13 protein-coding genes are annotated in these 16,585 nt (G+C 71.0%); 12 read left to right on the top strand and 1 reads right to left on the bottom strand.

Annotation, left to right across the window (positions count from 1 at the left end):
* Positions 1-7 precede the first annotated feature (7 nt).
* Together WMF39_RS13775 and WMF39_RS13770 are read left to right on the top strand one after the other, a co-directional pair.
* Positions 8-1,336, top strand: coding sequence for a beta-ketoacyl-[acyl-carrier-protein] synthase family protein (locus WMF39_RS13775; RefSeq protein ID WP_437745970.1), 1,329 nt, complete (start codon positions 8-10; stop codon positions 1,334-1,336).
* Between the two features lie 59 nt (positions 1,337-1,395).
* On the top strand, positions 1,396-3,546 hold the full coding sequence (locus WMF39_RS13770) for a thioredoxin domain-containing protein (RefSeq protein ID WP_437745969.1): 2,151 nt from the start codon (positions 1,396-1,398) through the stop codon (positions 3,544-3,546).
* A 278-nt stretch (positions 3,547-3,824) separates the two neighbouring features.
* Here WMF39_RS13770 and WMF39_RS13765 read toward each other — a convergent pair whose 3' ends face one another.
* Entirely contained in the window at positions 3,825-5,510 is a 1,686-nt protein-coding gene (locus WMF39_RS13765; RefSeq protein ID WP_437745968.1) for an OmpA family protein, read from the bottom strand.
* 341 nt (positions 5,511-5,851) lie between these two features.
* Between WMF39_RS13765 and rpmH the strand changes: the two genes are divergently transcribed.
* From rpmH to WMF39_RS13715, 10 genes are all read left to right on the top strand, one after another.
* Positions 5,852-6,001, top strand: coding sequence for a 50S ribosomal protein L34 (rpmH, locus tag WMF39_RS13760; RefSeq protein ID WP_012235155.1), 150 nt, complete (start codon positions 5,852-5,854; stop codon positions 5,999-6,001).
* Between the two features lie 10 nt (positions 6,002-6,011).
* Positions 6,012-6,593: a ribonuclease P protein component gene (rnpA, locus tag WMF39_RS13755; protein ID WP_437745967.1), complete on the top strand. Its 582-nt coding sequence runs from the start codon at positions 6,012-6,014 to the stop codon at positions 6,591-6,593.
* A gap of 71 nt (positions 6,594-6,664) precedes the next feature.
* Positions 6,665-7,048, top strand: coding sequence for a membrane protein insertion efficiency factor YidD (gene yidD / locus WMF39_RS13750; protein ID WP_276598071.1), 384 nt, complete (start codon positions 6,665-6,667; stop codon positions 7,046-7,048).
* Positions 7,049-7,204: 156 nt separating this feature from the next.
* Positions 7,205-8,989: a membrane protein insertase YidC gene (yidC, locus tag WMF39_RS13745; RefSeq protein WP_437745966.1), complete on the top strand. Its 1,785-nt coding sequence runs from the start codon at positions 7,205-7,207 to the stop codon at positions 8,987-8,989.
* Positions 8,982-9,539, top strand: coding sequence for a protein jag (locus WMF39_RS13740; RefSeq protein ID WP_437745965.1), 558 nt, complete (start codon positions 8,982-8,984; stop codon positions 9,537-9,539). The genes yidC and WMF39_RS13740 overlap by 8 nt, the downstream gene beginning before the upstream one ends.
* Before the next feature lie 335 nt (positions 9,540-9,874).
* Entirely contained in the window at positions 9,875-10,228 is a 354-nt protein-coding gene (rplS, locus tag WMF39_RS13735; RefSeq protein WP_012235149.1) for a 50S ribosomal protein L19, read from the top strand.
* A 279-nt stretch (positions 10,229-10,507) separates the two neighbouring features.
* Positions 10,508-11,674, top strand: coding sequence for an FHA domain-containing protein (locus tag WMF39_RS13730; RefSeq protein WP_437745964.1), 1,167 nt, complete (start codon positions 10,508-10,510; stop codon positions 11,672-11,674).
* 228 nt (positions 11,675-11,902) lie between these two features.
* A complete protein-coding gene (locus WMF39_RS13725; RefSeq protein ID WP_437745963.1) occupies positions 11,903-14,044 on the top strand; it encodes an FHA domain-containing protein in 2,142 nt (713 codons plus the stop codon).
* A gap of 42 nt (positions 14,045-14,086) precedes the next feature.
* Entirely contained in the window at positions 14,087-16,213 is a 2,127-nt protein-coding gene (locus tag WMF39_RS13720) for a protein phosphatase 2C domain-containing protein (protein ID WP_437745962.1), read from the top strand.
* A 209-nt stretch (positions 16,214-16,422) separates the two neighbouring features.
* A complete protein-coding gene (locus WMF39_RS13715) occupies positions 16,423-16,560 on the top strand; it encodes a hypothetical protein (protein WP_437745961.1) in 138 nt (45 codons plus the stop codon).
* Positions 16,561-16,585 lie beyond the last annotated feature (25 nt).

Genomic DNA, 16,585 nt, shown 5'->3' with positions numbered 1-16,585 from the left:
CAGTCCGATGCGAAGGCGCGTCGTCGTGACCGGGATCGGAGCCGTTTGCCCGCTGGGCAACGACGTCGCGACCACCTGGCAAAACCTCCTCGCCGGCAGATCCGGCGTGGACTACATCCGCGATTTCCCCGTCGACAGGCTCCGCAGCGACATCGCAGCCAGCGTGAAGGGGTTCGATGTCGGGAGGTACCTGTCGCCCAAGGAGGCGGAGATCTATGGCCGCGTGACCCACTTCAGCCTCGCGGCCGCGGTGGAGGCGCTGCGCGAGGCCGGCATCGTGCCGATCGAGCGCGCCTCTGGCGCGGAGGACGAGGCGGCGGAGCGCGCGGGCGCGCGGGCACAGGGCGCGCCGCCGCTCGCCGCCGCAGCGCCGGCGAGCGGCATCGACCGGACCCGCGTCGGGTGCCTGATGTCCACGGGCATGGGGTCGGTCGAGATCTTTGAAGAGCAGGTCGGCAGGAGCGCGGCGCGCGGGCCGCGGGCCGTGTCGCCCTACTTCATCCCGGGGGTCATGCCGAACGGCGCGGCGGCGCTCATCTCCATGCGATACGGGCTCATGGGGCCGTCGTACAACCTCGCGAGCGCGTGCGCGACGGGCACGCACTCGATCGCGACCTCGGCCCTCATGATCGAGGCGGGCGAGGCCGACGTGATGGTCGCGGGGGGCGCCGAGGCCGCGACGCGGCTCAACACCGTCGCGGGGTTCGGCAATGCGAAGGCGCTCGCCAGGGCCGTCGACGGCGACCCGACGCGCGCGAGCCGCCCGTTCGACCGGCGCCGCCAGGGCTTCGTGATGGGCGAGGGAGCAGGCGCGCTCGTGCTCGAGGAGGAGCAGCACGCGCTCGCGCGCGGCGCGAAGCCGCTCGCCGTCGTGGCCGGCTTCGGGATGACCACGGACGCGGAGCACCTCACGCGGCCGCACTCGGGGGGGCTCGGGCTCGCGCTCGCGGTGGAGCGCGCCCTCGCCAGGGCGGGCACGGCGCCGGAGGCGATCGGCTACATCAACCCGCACGCGACCTCGACGCCGCAGGGCGACGCCGCCGAGGTGCTCGCGCTGCGGCGCGTCTTTGGCGAGCGCCTCGCGCGCATCCCGATCTCGGCGACCAAGTCGATGATCGGGCACCTGCTCGGCGGCGCCGGCGCCGTCGAGACGATCGCGGTCGTGTGCTCGCTGCGCGACCAGCTGCTGCACCCGTCGATCAACGTGGATGAGCTCGATCCGGAGTGCTCCCTGGACGTCGTGAGGGAGCGGCGGGCGGTCGATCTGCGTCACGCGGTGAAGTGCTCGGCGGGCTTCGGCGGGCACAACTGCGCGCTGGTGCTGGAGCGGGCGTAGCGCCGGCGACCGTCGCGGGACGGCTGGCGGCCCCCCGCGCCCGGCTCTACGTGGGGCCCATGGCAGCCCACAAGAACAGGCTCGCGAGCGAGTCGTCGCCGTACCTCCTGCAGCACGCGCACAACCCGGTCGCGTGGTACCCGTGGGGCGCCGAGGCCCTCGATCTCGCTCGCCGAGAGGACAAGCCGATCCTCCTGTCCATCGGCTACGCCGCCTGCCACTGGTGCCACGTGATGGAGCGCGAGTCGTTCGAGGACGAGGCGATCGCCCGGCACATGAACGACCTCTTCGTGAACATCAAGGTCGACCGGGAAGAGCGGCCCGATCTCGACCACATCTACCAGCTCGTCGTGCAGCTCATGGGCCGGAGCGGCGGCTGGCCGCTGACGGTGTTCCTCACCCCGGATCAGCGCCCCTTCTTCGCGGGCACGTACTTCCCGCCGAAGGACGCGCTCGGCATGCCCGGCTTCCCGAAGGTGCTCGACAAGATCGCCGACGCCTTCAGGAACCGGCGCGACGACGTCGAGCAGCAGGCGCAGGAGATCACCGATGCCATCGAGCGCGCTCAGCGCGCGCCGGCGCGCGCTGCAGGCGTCGTCGCGCCCGCATCGTCCGATCTGCTCCGGCGCGCGTCGCGGCAGCTGCTCGCGCGCCTCGACCCCCGCCACGGCGGCATCGGATCGCGGCCGAAGTTCCCGAACACGATGGCGCTCGACGTGCTGCTCCGCCGCGGCGTGCTGGAGGGCGATCGCGTCGCGGCGGAGGGCGTCGAGCTCACGCTGGACAGGATGCGGGACGGCGGCATCTGGGATCACCTGCGCGGCGGCTTCCACCGCTACTCGACGGACGAGCGCTGGCTCGTGCCCCACTTCGAGAAGATGCTCTACGACAACGCGCTGCTCCTGCGCCTCTACGCCGACGGGTTCCGCGCGTTCAAGAAGCCGATCTACGCCGAGACGGCGCGCGAGATCGTCGGCTACCTGTTCGCCGAGATGCGCGACCCGAAGGGCGGCTTCTACGCGTCGCAGGACGCCGACTCGGAGGGGCGCGAGGGCAAGTTCTTCGTGTGGACGCTCGATCAGCTCCGCGACGCCGTCGGCGAGGATCAGCTCGCGTACGACGTGGCCCGCCTCGTCTTCGGCATCAGCGAGGAGGGCAACTTCGAGGACAGCGGCGCGACGGTGCTCTCGCAGCACCGCACGCTCGAGCAGGCCGCGGCGGTCATCGACGACGGCGCGGGAGGTGGCTCCGCGACCCACCTCGATCGGTGCCGCGATGCGCTCGCGCGCGCCAGGGTCGCGATGCTCGCGGCGCGCGACGCGAGGCCTCGGCCGGCGCGCGACGACAAGGTGCTCGCGAGCTGGAACGGGCTGCTCATCGGGGCGCTCGCCGACGCCGGGCGCGCGCTGGACGAGCCCGCCTGGGTCGACGCCGCGGCGCGCGCGTTCGCGCTGCTCGATCGGAAGCTCATCCGCGGCGGCCGCGTCGGCCGTTATCTCAAGGACGGCGCGCCTGCAGGCGCGAAGAGCGAGCGAGGCGGCTCCGGGGCGGCCGTGGGCGACGTCCGGCCAGGGTTCCTCGACGACCAGGCGTACCTCGGGAACGCGGCCCTCGACCTGTACGAGGCCACCTCCGACCCGCGCTACGTCGACGTCGCGCGCGCGATCGCCGACGCGATGATCGCGCACCACTGGGACGAGGCCGCGCCCGGGTTCTTCTTCACGCCGGACGACGGCGACGCGCTGATCGCGCGCACGCAGGACATCTACGACCAGGCGGCGCCCTCGGCCGCCTCGATGGCGGCGCTCCTCTGCCTGCGCCTCTCCGAGATCGCCGACGAGCGTTACCTCTCACCGGCAGAGCGGCAGCTGGACGTCCTCGCGCCGACGGCGCTCGAGAACTCGTTCGGTCTCGGCCAGACCGTGTGCGTTCTCGACCGCCTGACGCGCGGTGCAGTGACGGTCGTGGTGGTCGGCGAGGCGGGCTCGGCGTCGGCGGCCGAGCTCGCGCGCGAGGCGTTCAAGGCGTACCTGCCGAACCGGGCGATCGTGCTCGTGGATCCAGCTCGGCCGGAGAGCGCCGCGGCGGTGAAGGTCGTCGCCGAGGGCAAGCCCGCGCGCCCTGACGGGGCGGTCGCCTACGCATGTCGCGGGCGGACGTGCTCGGCGCCCGTCACGACGGCGGCCGACCTCAAGGCGCTGCTGGCGTAACGCGGCACGCGTTGAGCTCGCACGGGCCGCGATCCGGGGCGCCTCCGCAGGTGCATCCGGACACCGGGCCCGGCGCGTGGGTCTGCGCGCATCCACGTCCGACGCCTTCGGCGCGGGCGTCGCTCGGAGCGCAGACCTCCACGTCGAGCCTCGAGTCGTCGTCGAAGTCCGTGACGAAGGTGCAGCTGCAGCGGTATGGCGTGCCCTGCTCAGGGCGGCACGCCGGCGAGAGCACCATGCACAGCAGGGCTCCCGCGCGCGCCGTCCGGATGGGCCACCTACGGCGTGACGGTACCGCCACCCTTGTCGCCGCCAGCCTTGTTCCCGCCCGTGTTGCTCTCGCGGATGTGGAACTCGACGCGCCGGTTCTTCTGGCGCCCAGCCTCGGTGTTGTTGTCGTCGATCGGCCGCTTCGGACCAAAGCCCGCCGCCGTGAGCCGGGCGGGATCGATGCCGCCCCGCTCGATCAGGTACGTCCTGACCGAGTGAGCGCGATCGTTCGAGAGCTTCTCGTTGAGCTGGTCCGAGCCCCGGTTGTCGGTGTGGCCCTCGATCGCGACGAGCGTGATCTCGGGGTTCACCTTCAAGAGCCGGACGACCTCGTCCAGGATGCTGTAGCTGTTCTGCAGGATCCTCGCGCTGCCGGTCGCGAACTGCACCTGCTTCAGGATCTGGATCTCGCTCGACCCCGTGATGCGACGGATGAACTGCGGGCAGCCGTTCTTCGTCGGCTCGGGGCTCGGCTGGCCCGGTTCCTTGGGGCAGGCGTCCTTCGCATCCGCGATGCTGTCCTCGTCGGCGTCGTCCTCCGGGCAGCCGTCGGCGTCGTTGATCTTGTCGAAATCCTCGGGCTGATCCGGGCACTTGTCGCTGGTGTCGGGGATGCCGTCGCCGTCTCGATCGGGCAGCGCCGGGCAGCCGTCGTCGGCGTTCGGCGGCTTGCCGTCCTCGGGATCGGTCGGGCAGAGATCGATGTCGTCCGGGAGCCCGTCCTTGTCCGTATCCGCGGCGCGCGGCGGGACCGCCTGGAAGCGCCTGCCGGGAGACGCGGGCTCGACATCCTTGATGCCGAACGAGTAGCCGACGACCGCGACCATCCGGAAATCCGGCGCGTAGCCGCCCGACAGCCGCGTTCCGGCGCCGACCCCGAGCCACCCCTTCTTCCGCTGATCGAGCGCGAGCCGCCCCTCGGCCATCCACTCCAGCGGCGTGTTGTCGCCGCTGAACGTCGTGCCGCGGCCGAGGCCCGTCGATCCGAAGATCTGCGCGCCGAGCCGCAGCGCCCCGTTCCGCAGCGGGAGGAAGCCGCCGATCCCCCACCTCCACTCGTTCGTCACGGCGAAGTCGTTGAGCGATGAGTACGGACGGAAGTGCACCCCGGTGTTCAGGACGAAGAACATCGACTTGAGATCGATCTCACCCGAGAGCCCGATCATCGCGCTCGCGGCGTTGTCGCCCGAGAACGAGAGCTTGCTGCCGGTCGGCACCCATGCCGTCGCGTTGGCGCCCAGCTTGAAGAAGCGATCCTCGGTGCGGTACAGGATCGCCCGCCCGTCGAGCCGGATGTCCATGAGCGCGGCGGTCGCCGGGCTCGCCGCGTCCTCTGCGCCGGCGACGCTCGGGTCGTTCGTCGGGTTGCTCGTCTGGAGGGCGATGATCGGCAGCCCCACCTGGAACGAGAAGCGGTCGAGCAGCTCGACGCCCCCGTTGAAGTAGCCGATGAGCTGCGAGGACACCGGCGAGCCGTGTTCCCTGCTGAACCGCCCCGCGGCCTGGTCGTCATTCAGCATGTTCTCGACCCGGAAGGGATTGAGGCCGAGGCCGAGCCCGAACTGCCCGAAGAAGCGCGTCTCCGGCGCCACCTGCGGTCGCCAGAGCGCGATCGAGTCGTCGGGAGCGCCGGCCATGTAGAGCCGGTCCAGGTAGAACGTTCTCGTCTGCGCGCTCACAGGGAGCGCGCTCAAGAACAAGGCTCCCGCCGCAGCAGCCGCCAGCGCGCGTCGCTTGACGCCCCGTGCGGGCGCGTGCTGCTTTTCCCCCTCATGTCCTCCGGTGCGCGTCAAATTCCCTCCTGTGACCCGCTCTTGAACGACCGTTGCGGTCGATCGGAGGCTACACGCTAACCCAGGCCTCTAGAAAGGTGAGAGAGAACGGCGAACCCGGGCAAGGCGCGTAACCGCGCGTAACCGCGCGTCACCACGTCGTCTGCTGTTGACCTGGGCCAAATGCCGTGCTTTCTTGCGCGCCCGCTTGACGTGCGGCCAGGATGCCGCCGTTCGCGGTCCAGACCGAGGGACCACCAGCCATGAAGCGCACCTACCAGCCCCATAACACCCGCCGCGCCCGGACCCACGGCTTCCGTGCGCGTATGGCGACCGCCGGCGGTCGCAAAGTCATCAACAACCGCCGCCGCAAGGGCCGCGCCCGGCTCGCGCCCACCATCTACAAGAAGTAACGCGGCGGTGATGGCGCCAGCGCAACCGCGCTCGTCGGCGTCCTCCTCCTCGTTCCCGCGCGAGCGCCGCATTCGCAGGCGGGCAGAATTCGTCCGCATCCAGAACGGTGGTCATCGCGTCAGCACCCGCCACCTGCTGTTCCTCGTCGCGGCCCCCACCGAGGGCGCTGCTCACGGCGGGGTCCCCCGCGGCACGAAGAGCGCTGCCGCGCCTGTCCCATCCAGGGCGCCTCGCCTGGGCCTCGTCGCCTCGCGCAAGGTGGGCGGCGCTGTGGCGCGCAACCGCGCGAAGCGCCTGCTCAGGGAGGCGTTCCGGAGATTCCCGGAGCTCTTCCCGGAGCGCGTCGACATCGTGGTGATCCTCCGCACTGGCGCCGGCTCGCTCGGCCTCGATGACGTCCTCGCGGAGCTTCGTGGCGTGGTTCCGGTGCTCCGCCGCCGGGCGAAGGAGGCGCTCACCGCCGCGCCACGCGCGCGAACGGAGGTCATGGCCGAGCGCAGCGCAAGCGATCCACCAGCGCCCGCGCCAGACCAGACTGGCCCGACCGACCCGACCGACCCGACCGACCCGACCGACCCGACCGACAGCTAGAAGATAGCGCGGCATACCTTGCGCCGTGGTGCGCTGGGCCCCAAGCTCCTCGCTCTCTCACGGCTCACCGCATGCTGGCGACGCTCCTCCTCGCGCTGATCCGCGCCTACCAGATGACGCTCTCCAGGCTCATCGTGGCGTTGATGGGCCCGGTCTGTCGGTTCGAGCCCTCCTGCTCGCGCTACGCCGCCGCCTGCATCGTGGACCACGGGGCGCTCCGGGGGAGCTTGCTTTCGCTCAAGCGACTGTGTAGGTGTCACCCGTTTCATCCAGGCGGGTTCGACCCTCCGCCACCACCTCGTCTTCGCCGTGCCGCGGCTGCTCGGATGCCGCGTCAACGGGACGCTGACCCGCGGGATACGACACGCTGTTCGTCTACTGGCGCGGAGCTCGCCTCGCACGCCTCATCCCCTTGTCGAGCGGGCTTCAGCGGCCGGGTCACCCTCATGGACTAATCCCCCTCGGCCATCGACAAGGCCCCCTGCGGCACGGCGCCCGACACGCCGCGGAGCGAAGCCCGCACGAAGCGACCCTGGGCAGCCTCGTGAGGCGTCACGAGACGCCCGCAGCGAAGGGCGCGGCTCGAGATCCTGGGATCGACGAAGGACTTCATGGAACGCAGCAATATCGCCAAATGGCTGTTCCTCGGCCTCGCCATCATCCTGTTTTTCCAGTTCGGCAAGCCGCTCCTCTTCGGTGAGGGCGCGCCGCAGCTCCAGCCGCTCGACGTCAAGGACAGCACGGCCCCCGCAGAACGCGCCCCCGAAGAGACGTGCGCCATCGACGGAGATCGCTTCAAGGCTGAGCTGTCCACGCGAGGCGGGTCGCTCCGGCACCTCTGGATGACGGACCCGAAATACACGACGGGGAACGGCGAGCGCAGGCCGATGGACCTGGTCACGACCTCGCTCGAGTCGCGGATGCCTCTCAGGACGGACCTGCACCTGCCCGGCGGCAGCGCGCAGCAGGTGCCGTTCGACGACCTCGACTGGAAGCTCTCGGCGCAGGACGGCAAGAGCTGCACGTTCACCTACGCCGACGACGCGACGAGGCTCACCAAGATCGTCGCGGCCACGGGGCGCCCCTTCGAGCTCTCGGTGCAGATGACGGTCGAGAACCTCGCGCAGGAGCCGCGCAAGCACCGGCTCGCCGTCGAGCAGACCGCGTGGCGGACCCAGAAGGAGACGGAGGGCCATCTCGGCCTGATCTCGGAGTGGATCACCGAGACGGTCGCCGCGACCGACCAGAAGACCGAGCGCCAGCTCCCCGACGCCTTCGAGCCCGGCGACTTCAAGGACCCGGAGTTCACCGCCGAGCGCTGGCGGCGCACGCCGGGCAATGCGCGGTTCGCCGCCGTATCGAGCAGCTACTTCAGCAAGATCGCGATCCCGCTGGAAGGGCCAGGGCAGCCCACGGCCGAGACGCAGATCGAGGACGTCTGGGATTCATCGAAGTTCCAGGACAAGGGCAAGGACCCGAGCTACGGGCACGTCTATCGCGCGCGGCTCGCCTATCCGGAGCACGAGCTCGCGCCCGGCGGCGCGGTGACCTACAAGCTCCTGTCCTTCACCGGGCCGAAGGAGCGCGAGCTGCTCGCCGCCGTCGACCACGGGGCGAGCGAGGTCATCAACCTCGGCTGGTTCTCGCCGATCGCGAAGCTCCTCGTTTCGTACCTCTATGTCCTCCACGGCGCCGTGGGCAGCTGGGGCTGGGCCATCGTCCTGCTCACCATCACGGTCCGGCTCCTGCTCTTCCCGCTGAGCATCCAGCAGATCAAGAGCGCCGCGGCGATGCGCAAGCTCAAGCCGGAGATGGATGAGATCAACGCGAGGTACAAGGACGACGCCGCCCAGCGCGGCCTCGCGATGCAGGAGCTCTGGCGCAAGAACAAGGTCGCGAACCCGGTCGTCGGCTGCTTCCCGATGCTGCTCCAGATGCCGGTATGGTTCGCCCTCTACACCGCGCTCCAGACCGCGGTGGAGCTCTACCACACCCCGTTCGGCCCCGTGATTCCGGACCTGTCGGCCCCGGGAAAGTACTTCATCATTCCCATCGTCCTCGGCGGCTCGAGCTTCATCCAGCAGAAGCTCATGCCCCCGCAGGGCGACCCGGCGCAGCAGAAGATGATGATGTACCTGATGCCCGGCATCTTCACCGCGATGATGCTCTTCCTCCCGGCCGGCCTCGGCGTTTACATGTTGACGAACACCTGGCTCGGCATCGGGCAGCAGGTGCTCGTCGAGCGCTACCTGAAGGCGAAGAACGAACGGGCCGGCGGCATCCAGGTGCGAGAGATCGCGAGCGCGGAGCCCCAATCCGCGATGAAGAAGACTCCGGGCGACGACGACAAGTCGGCCCCTGCTCTCGGAAAGGGAAAAGCACGTGTCCGTGGATAGTGAAGTTGCCGAAAGGGGAATCGACGCAGCGGATGTCGATGCCGAGGCGCAGGGCGCTGACGACGCGGCCGAGTTCGAGGAGGACGGGCGCGCCGACGTCGCGCTCGACTTCGTCATCGATGTGCTCGCGGCGATGGGCATGGACTGCACCGTCGACCTCCTCGAGAACGAGGAGGAGGATCCGCCCGAGGAGATCCGGCTCGAGATCGAGGGGAAGGACGCGGGCCGCGTGATCGGCAAGAAGGGGCAGACGCTCTCGGCGCTGCAGTTCCTCGCCAACCGCGTGATCAACCGGCCGGGCAAGAAGCGGCGTCATGTGATCATCGACGCCGAGGGCTACCGGCAGCGGCGCGAGGACACGCTCTCTTCCATGGCGCGCAGGCTGGGCAAGCAGGCGGTCGAGGAGGGCAAGATCATCACCTTCGAGCCGATGAACCCGCAGGACCGCCGCGTCGTCCACCTGGCGCTGGCGAAGTTCCCGGGCGTCGTCACCAAGAGCGACGGCGAGGGAGAGGCCCGCCGCGTGCAGATCATCCCCGTTCGCCGCTGAGGCAGAAGGCCCGGCACGACGCGCGCACCAAACGCGCACCAGACGCGCGCATCAAGAGCGACTGCGCCGCTGCCGGCGTTGACACCGGATCGCCCGCATGCATAATGCCGCACCTCTCCGGTACCCCCCGGGGAGGTGCGCGGGCACGCGCTCGCGCCCATGTTCTCCCGGAACCGCAACCGGGTTCCATCTGCGTTCATCGCGTGAAGCACGAGGGCCGCGCGCGGCCCCCGCTCCGCCGGACGCAGTCCACGAACGGCGGCGGCCCAGCCCCCTTGAGCACGGGCACGGGACCGCGAAGACGGATCCCCGACCCTTTGAAGGATTGACCGACCATGCAGACCTCGAACATCCTCGCGAAGATCGAAGCTCCCCTGTTCCGCGAGGGGATCCCGGATTTCCGGGTCGGCGATACGGTGCGCGTCCACTACCGGATCGTCGAGGGCGAGAAGGAGCGCATCCAGGTGTTCCAGGGTGTCGTTCTGAAGCGCCACCGCGCCGGGGTCCGGAGCACCTTCACCGTGCGCAAGGTGAGCTTCACGGTCGGCGTCGAGCGCATGTTCCTCCTCCACAGCCCCCGCATCGACAAGGTCGAGATCGTCTCGCGTGGCGTGGTCCGCCGTTCGCGGCTCTTCTACCTGCGCAACCTGGCAGGCAAGGCCGCTCGCGTCCGCGACGCAAAGGATTGATCCCGCCGGCCGGCGCCCCGGCCGCGAGGAGAGCGCTCCCGCAGAGCAGATTGCCAGGGGGACAGCCGGCTCCCTGGTTCGATCGCGCGCGCAGGCATCCATGGCACAGCGCGGAAGCAGCTGCGCGCTGGGCGATGACGCCTGCATGCGCGCGCACGCACCGCGTTGCCGGCCTGTAGCAAGGGTTCCCGCATACTTCTTCCTTGATCCTCGGCCGAGCGGCCACGGTATGCTCGCGGCGGCGGTGCCCCAGCGCCGCGAAACCCGAGAAGGATCACCATGCTCTGTCCGCGTTGCGGTGCGCCCGCGACCCCCGCCGATAAATTCTGCGCTGTGTGCGCCTCGCCGCTCACCCCGTCCGGGCCTGGAGCGTTCGGGGCTCCTCCGCCGCCGCCTCCTCCGCCGTTTCCTGCTCCGGGCTTCGGGGCGCCCCCCGAGCCTCCCCCGAACTATGGCTCGCCGAGCGGCGGTTTTGGTCCGCCCCCGCCGGCGCCTTTCGGGGCTCCTCCAGGCTCGCCTCCCGGGTTCCCGCCGGCGCCCGAGGGCGGCCCGGCCGGCTTCGGTCCGCCTCCGCCCTTCGGGCCGCAGCCTGGTGGTTACGGGGCGCCCCAGCCGCCTCCTCCGGTACCGCTGAAACCTCCGCCGTTCCCGCCGGAGCCGCCGATCTACGGCGCGCCGGGCGGCGGCTATGGCTCGGCCCCGAGCTTTCCGGAGCAGCAGGGCAGCTACCCCGGCCCTCCGCTCCCGCGGCCCGGCTTCGGCCCGCCCCCGCAGCCCGGGTTCGGTCCGCCCCCGCAGCCGCAGGGCGCGCGCTGCGTGCAGGGGCACGCGATCCCGGCGGGCGGCTCGTTCTGCATGGAGGGAGGCCACCCGATCGCCCTCGACGGCATCCAGATGAGCGGCGATCCCTTCAACCAGACGGCCTACGCGCCCAACCAGCAAGGGGCATCCGCGCCACCGCCGATGCCGCAGGCGAGCGGCAGCGGAGCCTACGGCGAGCCGCCGCAGCCACAGCAGAACATCGCCCCGCCGGGCCCGCCGCCCGCGTACATCCCGCCTCCTCCCGCGGTGCGCCCGCCGACGCCGGCGCCGCCGAGGGCCGCGGGGCAGGAGAGCCGCCGCACCCTCGCCGGCTTCCTCGTCAGCTTCCAGGACGACGCGCTCGGCAGGTTCTGGCCGCTCTGGCAAGGCAAGAACATCGTCGGCCGCGCCGAGACAGGGCAGAAGGTCGACATCGAGATAGCGCACGGGACGACGTCGACGCATCACGCAACGGTCGAGATCGACGGCGGTCGGCTCGTCCTCGCCGACCTCGGCTCCACCAACGGGACGTTCCACAACGAGGAGGCGATCGGCTTCCAGGGCCGACGCGAGCTGCGCGATGGCGACAAGATCCGCTTCGGCGGGTTCAGCGTCATCCTGCTCAGCGTGTCGGCGCGGGCCTGACGGGCCCATCGCACGAGGAGAGGCGTTGCCGAGCCTGGCCCCCTTCCCCCGCGACGTTCGACCGGCACCTGGCGCCCCGGCCAGGCTGCGTGAAAACCAACCGGATAGCCGTCGCCAGCGCGCGGCGGCCGCCCCGCTCGCGCAGAGAGCGCTCCTCTGCTCCCTCGCGCCCGCTGGAGATCCCCACGCATGACTCCCTCTCATGACGCGACTCGCCCGATCCACTCCATGAGCGCCTCCGCCCGTCGCGGCAGGCGCGAGGGCAAGGCCCTGCGCTGCGCGAGGCTCCTCGCGCTCGCAGCCGCTGTCCTCGCACTCCTCGCCGGACAGCGCCGCGCCGAGGCCGCGCCCGAGGCGCACGTGCTCCGCATCGACCCGCGCGCGAGCACCGTGGACGGCTCGCCCGTGCTCACGACCGTGCTCGAGGTCGTGCAGAACAAGCGCCTCAGCGACCTCACCCGCAACTGCGCCGCGCTCACGGGCAACGCGAACCTCGATTGCGTCGCCGATGCGATCGAGCAGCCGTCGGCGCTCTACTCGTCGTTCGACTTCCCGGACAAGAACGCGATCCTCTCCGTCACGGTCGACGGCACGGATCTGCCGGCGAAGTTCGAGTCGAAGGCGCGGTGGGGCGACAGCGCCGGTCAGCCGGGCGTCGGGACGGCGTGGCTCATCCTGATCGACGCCGCGTCGAGCATGGGCAACCGCTTCGACGAGGCGAAGGCGGTCGCGAGCGCGTTCGTCAACGCGATGCAGCCGAACGACATCGTCGACGTGATGTTCTTCAACGATCGCGGCATCGTCGAGGACTCGAAGTGGGTGAGCAACAAGCAGGCGGCGGCGCAGGCGATCGCCGGCGTCGCGCGCACCTACCCGACGCAGGGCCGCACGCGCCCGCTCTTCACGATCATCAAGAACGCCGCGACCGACGCGTTCAAGGAGCTCGGCAACGCAGGTCAGGGCGTCCAGGTGCCGATGCACCAGGCGATGGTGGTCCTCTCGAACGGCTCCGCCGGCGCGGATCCCAGCTCGACGGCCGCCGCGTCGAACCTCCTCCGCGAGTACCTGACGAAGGGGCGGTTCCCCGAGAACAACGACGTCCTGCCGAAGACGCCGGTGCCCGTCATCTCGATCTGGTTCCCGAGCCAGCTCGTCGAGGAGTTCACGGCGAACGCTCGCGAGTTCATGGAAGGGATGGCGAACACCGAGATCGGCGGCTTCTTCAGCGTGGTGCGCGACGGCCAGCAGCGGCGAGCGGCCAACATCGTCAACGCGATCCGCACCCGCTTCAACAAGATGCACATCGTGAAGTGGCGGGTCTCGTGCGTCGCGCCGAGCATCACGCAGACGTTCAAGCTCGCCTTCATCAACACGGATCCGCCGATCGCCGGCGACGCCACCTTCCAGAACGTCCCCGTCGGCATCGATCCGACCGCGTGGCCGATCGACATCGACCGCGACGCGACCGACCGCGCGGCGAAGAAGACGCCGATCTATCCCGGCGGCACGATCAAGATCTTCGGCAACTTCTGCTGGGGTGGCAACGCGCAGCGGGCCGAGATCTACATGGTCCCGAAGAACCAGGCCGCGCCGCAGTCGCTGCAGGGCGGGAACCTCGAGGACGCGAAGAAGGCCCAGCGGACGCTGATCGAGGGCGGGATGCGCGGCAAGGCGATCTCGGCCGGCGACAGCGTCGTCGAGTTCGAGCTCCCGGACACCGACAAGTTCCTCGTCGGCAAGGGCGACCAGATGACGGCGCGCCTCATCGTCTACGACAACCAGGCGCGGCGGACGAGCGCGGTCACGGCCGACAAGATCCTCACGCTGAAGGCGAAGGAGGCGCCGCTGCCGTACCTGCTCATCGGCGGCGTGACCTTCGGCGGGGTCGTCATCGTGCTGCTCCTCGTCTCCATCTTCCGCGGCGGCGGGAAGCGACGCGGCGGCACGGTGGCGGCCGCGCCCCCGAGGCCCATCGTGGCGGGGAGCGGGCCGCCTCCGCCCTACGCGCCCGCGCCGCCGCCTCCGGGCGACTTCGGCTATGGCGGCGGGCCGATGATGGGCCCTCCCATGGGCGGGGCCAGCCGGGCGACGCTCTCGGGCCCGGCGGGCATCTTCACCGTGCACCCCGGCGCCGAGGTGCGCGCCGGGCGCGACGGCGCCTCGTGCCTGATCGCGCTGTCGGAGCCGCGCGTTTCCGGCACCCATGCGAGCGTGAAGCTCGAGGCCGGCCAGCTGTTCGTGCGGGACGAGAACTCCAACAACGGGACCTACGTGAACGGCCAGCGCATCGCCGCGTCCGTGTGGACGCTCGTGCCACCCGGCGCGTCGTTGCGGTTCGGCCCCGTCGAGTTCAGCGTCCGTTTGGAGTAGCGTGTCCGGGGCCCGTTCTCGCGCCCCGAGCGACGCCCCCCCATGATGCCCCCGACCGAGTCCTCCCCGCACCTCAAGATCGAGTTCGCCCAGGCCAGCGATGCTGGTCGGGACCCGAACAAGCAGGTCAACGAGGATGCCTGCGGCTACGCCGAGACCAAGTTCGGTTACCTGTGCGTCCTGTGCGACGGCATGGGCGGACACTATGGCGGCAGCGAGGCGAGCCGCACCGCCATCCAGACCATCTTCGAGATGATCGAGCGCACGCCCGCCACCGTGGATCCGAGCGGGGCGCTCAAGGCCGCGATCGAGGAAGCGGGGCGCCGCGTCTACCAGCTGGGCGGGCCGCCGGAGAACCGCGTCCGGCCCGGCTCGACCGTCGTCGCGATGGTCCTCCACGAGCGCGGCGTCGATGTCGCGCACGTCGGCGACAGCCGCGCGTACGTGATCCGGAGCCACCAGATCTACCCCCTCACGCGCGACCACTCGATGGTGCAGGGGATGATCGACGCGGGCATGCTCACGGAGGCGCAGGCGATCGGCCACCCCGACGCGAACAAGATCACGCGCGCGCTCGGGATGAGGCCGGAGGTGGAGGTCGAGGTTCGACCCGAGCCGATGGAGCTCTACCCGGGAGACGTGCTGATCCAGTCGAGCGACGGGCTCACCGACCTCGTGCTCCCCGGCGACATCCTCGGGTGTACGCGGCAAGCGCTCGCATCGGGCTCGGTCGATCACGCGTGCCGGATGCTCGTGCAGCTCGCGAACCACCGCGGCGGTCACGACAACATCACCGTCCAGATGGTCCGGGTGCTCGAGACGGGCGGCCGCTCGCTGACCATCGCGCACGGGCCACCTGGGACGGCTGGCCCGGGCGACGGCGTCAATCCTGCGCGCGCTTCACGCCCTCAGGAGACCGTCGCGATGACCCGGTCCGAGGCGGCGGCGATCGGCCAGCAGCACGCCACGAGCACGCCGCTCCCCCACGGCCATGGCGCTCCTGCGGCCGCGAGCGGCGCGGCGGCGGGCATGGCGGCCGCAGGAAACGCGCCGGCGCCGTACCCGGCGTCCATCAACAACGCGATCACCGTGGTCCCGACGGGCTCCCCCGACACGCCGCGCCCTGCGCCCACCAGCGACGCGGTCACCGTGGTCCCGGCGGGCTCCACCGGCGCGCCGGGGCTGCGTCCAGCGTCCCCCCGCTCCGCGGCGACCGCGGCCTCGACGGGCTCCGACAACGTGCCGGCCGTCGCGCCGACGGCCACCGACAACGTGCCGGCCGTCGCGCCGACAGCCACCGACAACGTGCCGGCCGTCGCGCCGGGCGCTGCCCTTGGCGCGCCGGGGCTTCGCCCCACCACCGTCGACAGCGCGCCGGCCGTGAGCCCCACGGCCACCGACGAGCTGCCTCCCGTGGCTCTTGCCGCTGCCCCCAGCGCGAAGGCCGTGAGCCCCACGGCGGCCGATGGCGGGTCGGCCATGACGCCCACGCCGATGGACTCCGCGCTGGCGCTGCCTCCAACCGTGCCAGGCGCCCATCCCCCGGTGGCTTACCCGAACGCGCCCGACGCGCCCGCCGTGCTGTCTCCCCTTCCCCTGAGCGCTCCTGCGCCGTCTCCGATGGGCCGCGCCGCGCCCCATCAGCCTGGTTCGTTCGGAGCGCCGCTTCACCCAGGCGCCGCTTACGGCGCTCCGCCCCACCCCGCCGTCCCCCACGGCGCACCGCCCCCTCCTGGCGCCGCCTACGGCGCGCCGCCCCCTCCTGGCGTCCCCTACGGTACGCCGCACCATCCTGGCGCCGCGTACGGTGCGCCGCCTCACGTCGGCGCCGCCTATGGTGCGCCTCTTCACGCGACCGAGCAGGATGTTCCGCCGCCTTCGGTGGCCTTCCCGGGGCACAACCCAGCAGCGCCCGGTGGTCCCCCGGTCGCCGCCGCCCCACCCCCCCACCTCGCGCCCGCGCCGCTGCATGCTCACGCGTACGCCGCGACCGGCCCGCGCCCCGCGCCAGCACCGAGCTTCTCAGGACCCGTCTCGTCCTCCGGGGCATCGAGCGTGCCGAGCACCGTGCGCGCCACGCGCGGCGTCTACATCGCCCTCATCGCCTCGGCCGCGGCCGTGATCCTCGTGCTGTTCGTCTTCCTGCTCTGGAAGCTCCTCGGCAGCTGAGCGCGGCGCGGAAAGGCGCGGAAAGGCGCGGAAAGGCCGCCCCCCACCCACCGCCCCGCACGGATGAGCGGAAACCGCGACGGAAACGAGAACGAGGACCGAGCTCGGCTCGCTCAACTCAGACGACCACCGCGCAACGGCCCCGCTCGCGGAATGCGATTGAAGAAAGATCGGATTCCGGATTAGCCTAACTTTCCGGAGGTCCTTCCATGCTTGGCGACCAAGAGCTCGAGCACGGCGACGACATGGATGGCGCGCCTGAGGATCTGGAAGAAGAGGTGCCGGAGTCGACCCGTACACCCTCTCTCGAGGAGGCCCGCGCCGGCTTCATGCTGCTCGATCTGTGACCCGCTGAACCACCTGTTCCCGGAA

Source organism: Sorangium sp. So ce1504 (genome assembly GCF_051521635.1).
Lineage (GTDB): Bacteria > Myxococcota_A > Polyangia > Polyangiales > Polyangiaceae > Sorangium > Sorangium cellulosum_B.
The sequence above is the reverse complement of the archived record's forward strand: the minus strand, read 5'-3'. Positions and strand labels throughout refer to the sequence as shown.

What these genes read in the sequence shown, in the direction of transcription:
- WMF39_RS13730 (WP_437745964.1), top strand. Translation starts at nt 10,508, where the DNA reads ATGCTCTGTCCGCGTTGCGGTGCGCCCGCGACCCCCGCCGATAAATTC.
- WMF39_RS13720 (WP_437745962.1), top strand. Translation starts at nt 14,087, where the DNA reads ATGATGCCCCCGACCGAGTCCTCCCCGCACCTCAAGATCGAGTTCGCC.
- WMF39_RS13770 (WP_437745969.1), top strand. Translation starts at nt 1,396, where the DNA reads ATGGCAGCCCACAAGAACAGGCTCGCGAGCGAGTCGTCGCCGTACCTC.
- WMF39_RS13725 (WP_437745963.1), top strand. Translation starts at nt 11,903, where the DNA reads ATGAGCGCCTCCGCCCGTCGCGGCAGGCGCGAGGGCAAGGCCCTGCGC.
- rnpA (WP_437745967.1), top strand. Translation starts at nt 6,012, where the DNA reads ATGGCGCCAGCGCAACCGCGCTCGTCGGCGTCCTCCTCCTCGTTCCCG.
- WMF39_RS13775 (WP_437745970.1), top strand. Translation starts at nt 8, where the DNA reads ATGCGAAGGCGCGTCGTCGTGACCGGGATCGGAGCCGTTTGCCCGCTG.
- WMF39_RS13715 (WP_437745961.1), top strand. Translation starts at nt 16,423, where the DNA reads ATGCTTGGCGACCAAGAGCTCGAGCACGGCGACGACATGGATGGCGCG.
- yidD (WP_276598071.1), top strand. Translation starts at nt 6,665, where the DNA reads ATGCTGGCGACGCTCCTCCTCGCGCTGATCCGCGCCTACCAGATGACG.
- rplS (WP_012235149.1), top strand. Translation starts at nt 9,875, where the DNA reads ATGCAGACCTCGAACATCCTCGCGAAGATCGAAGCTCCCCTGTTCCGC.
- yidC (WP_437745966.1), top strand. Translation starts at nt 7,205, where the DNA reads ATGGAACGCAGCAATATCGCCAAATGGCTGTTCCTCGGCCTCGCCATC.
- rpmH (WP_012235155.1), top strand. Translation starts at nt 5,852, where the DNA reads ATGAAGCGCACCTACCAGCCCCATAACACCCGCCGCGCCCGGACCCAC.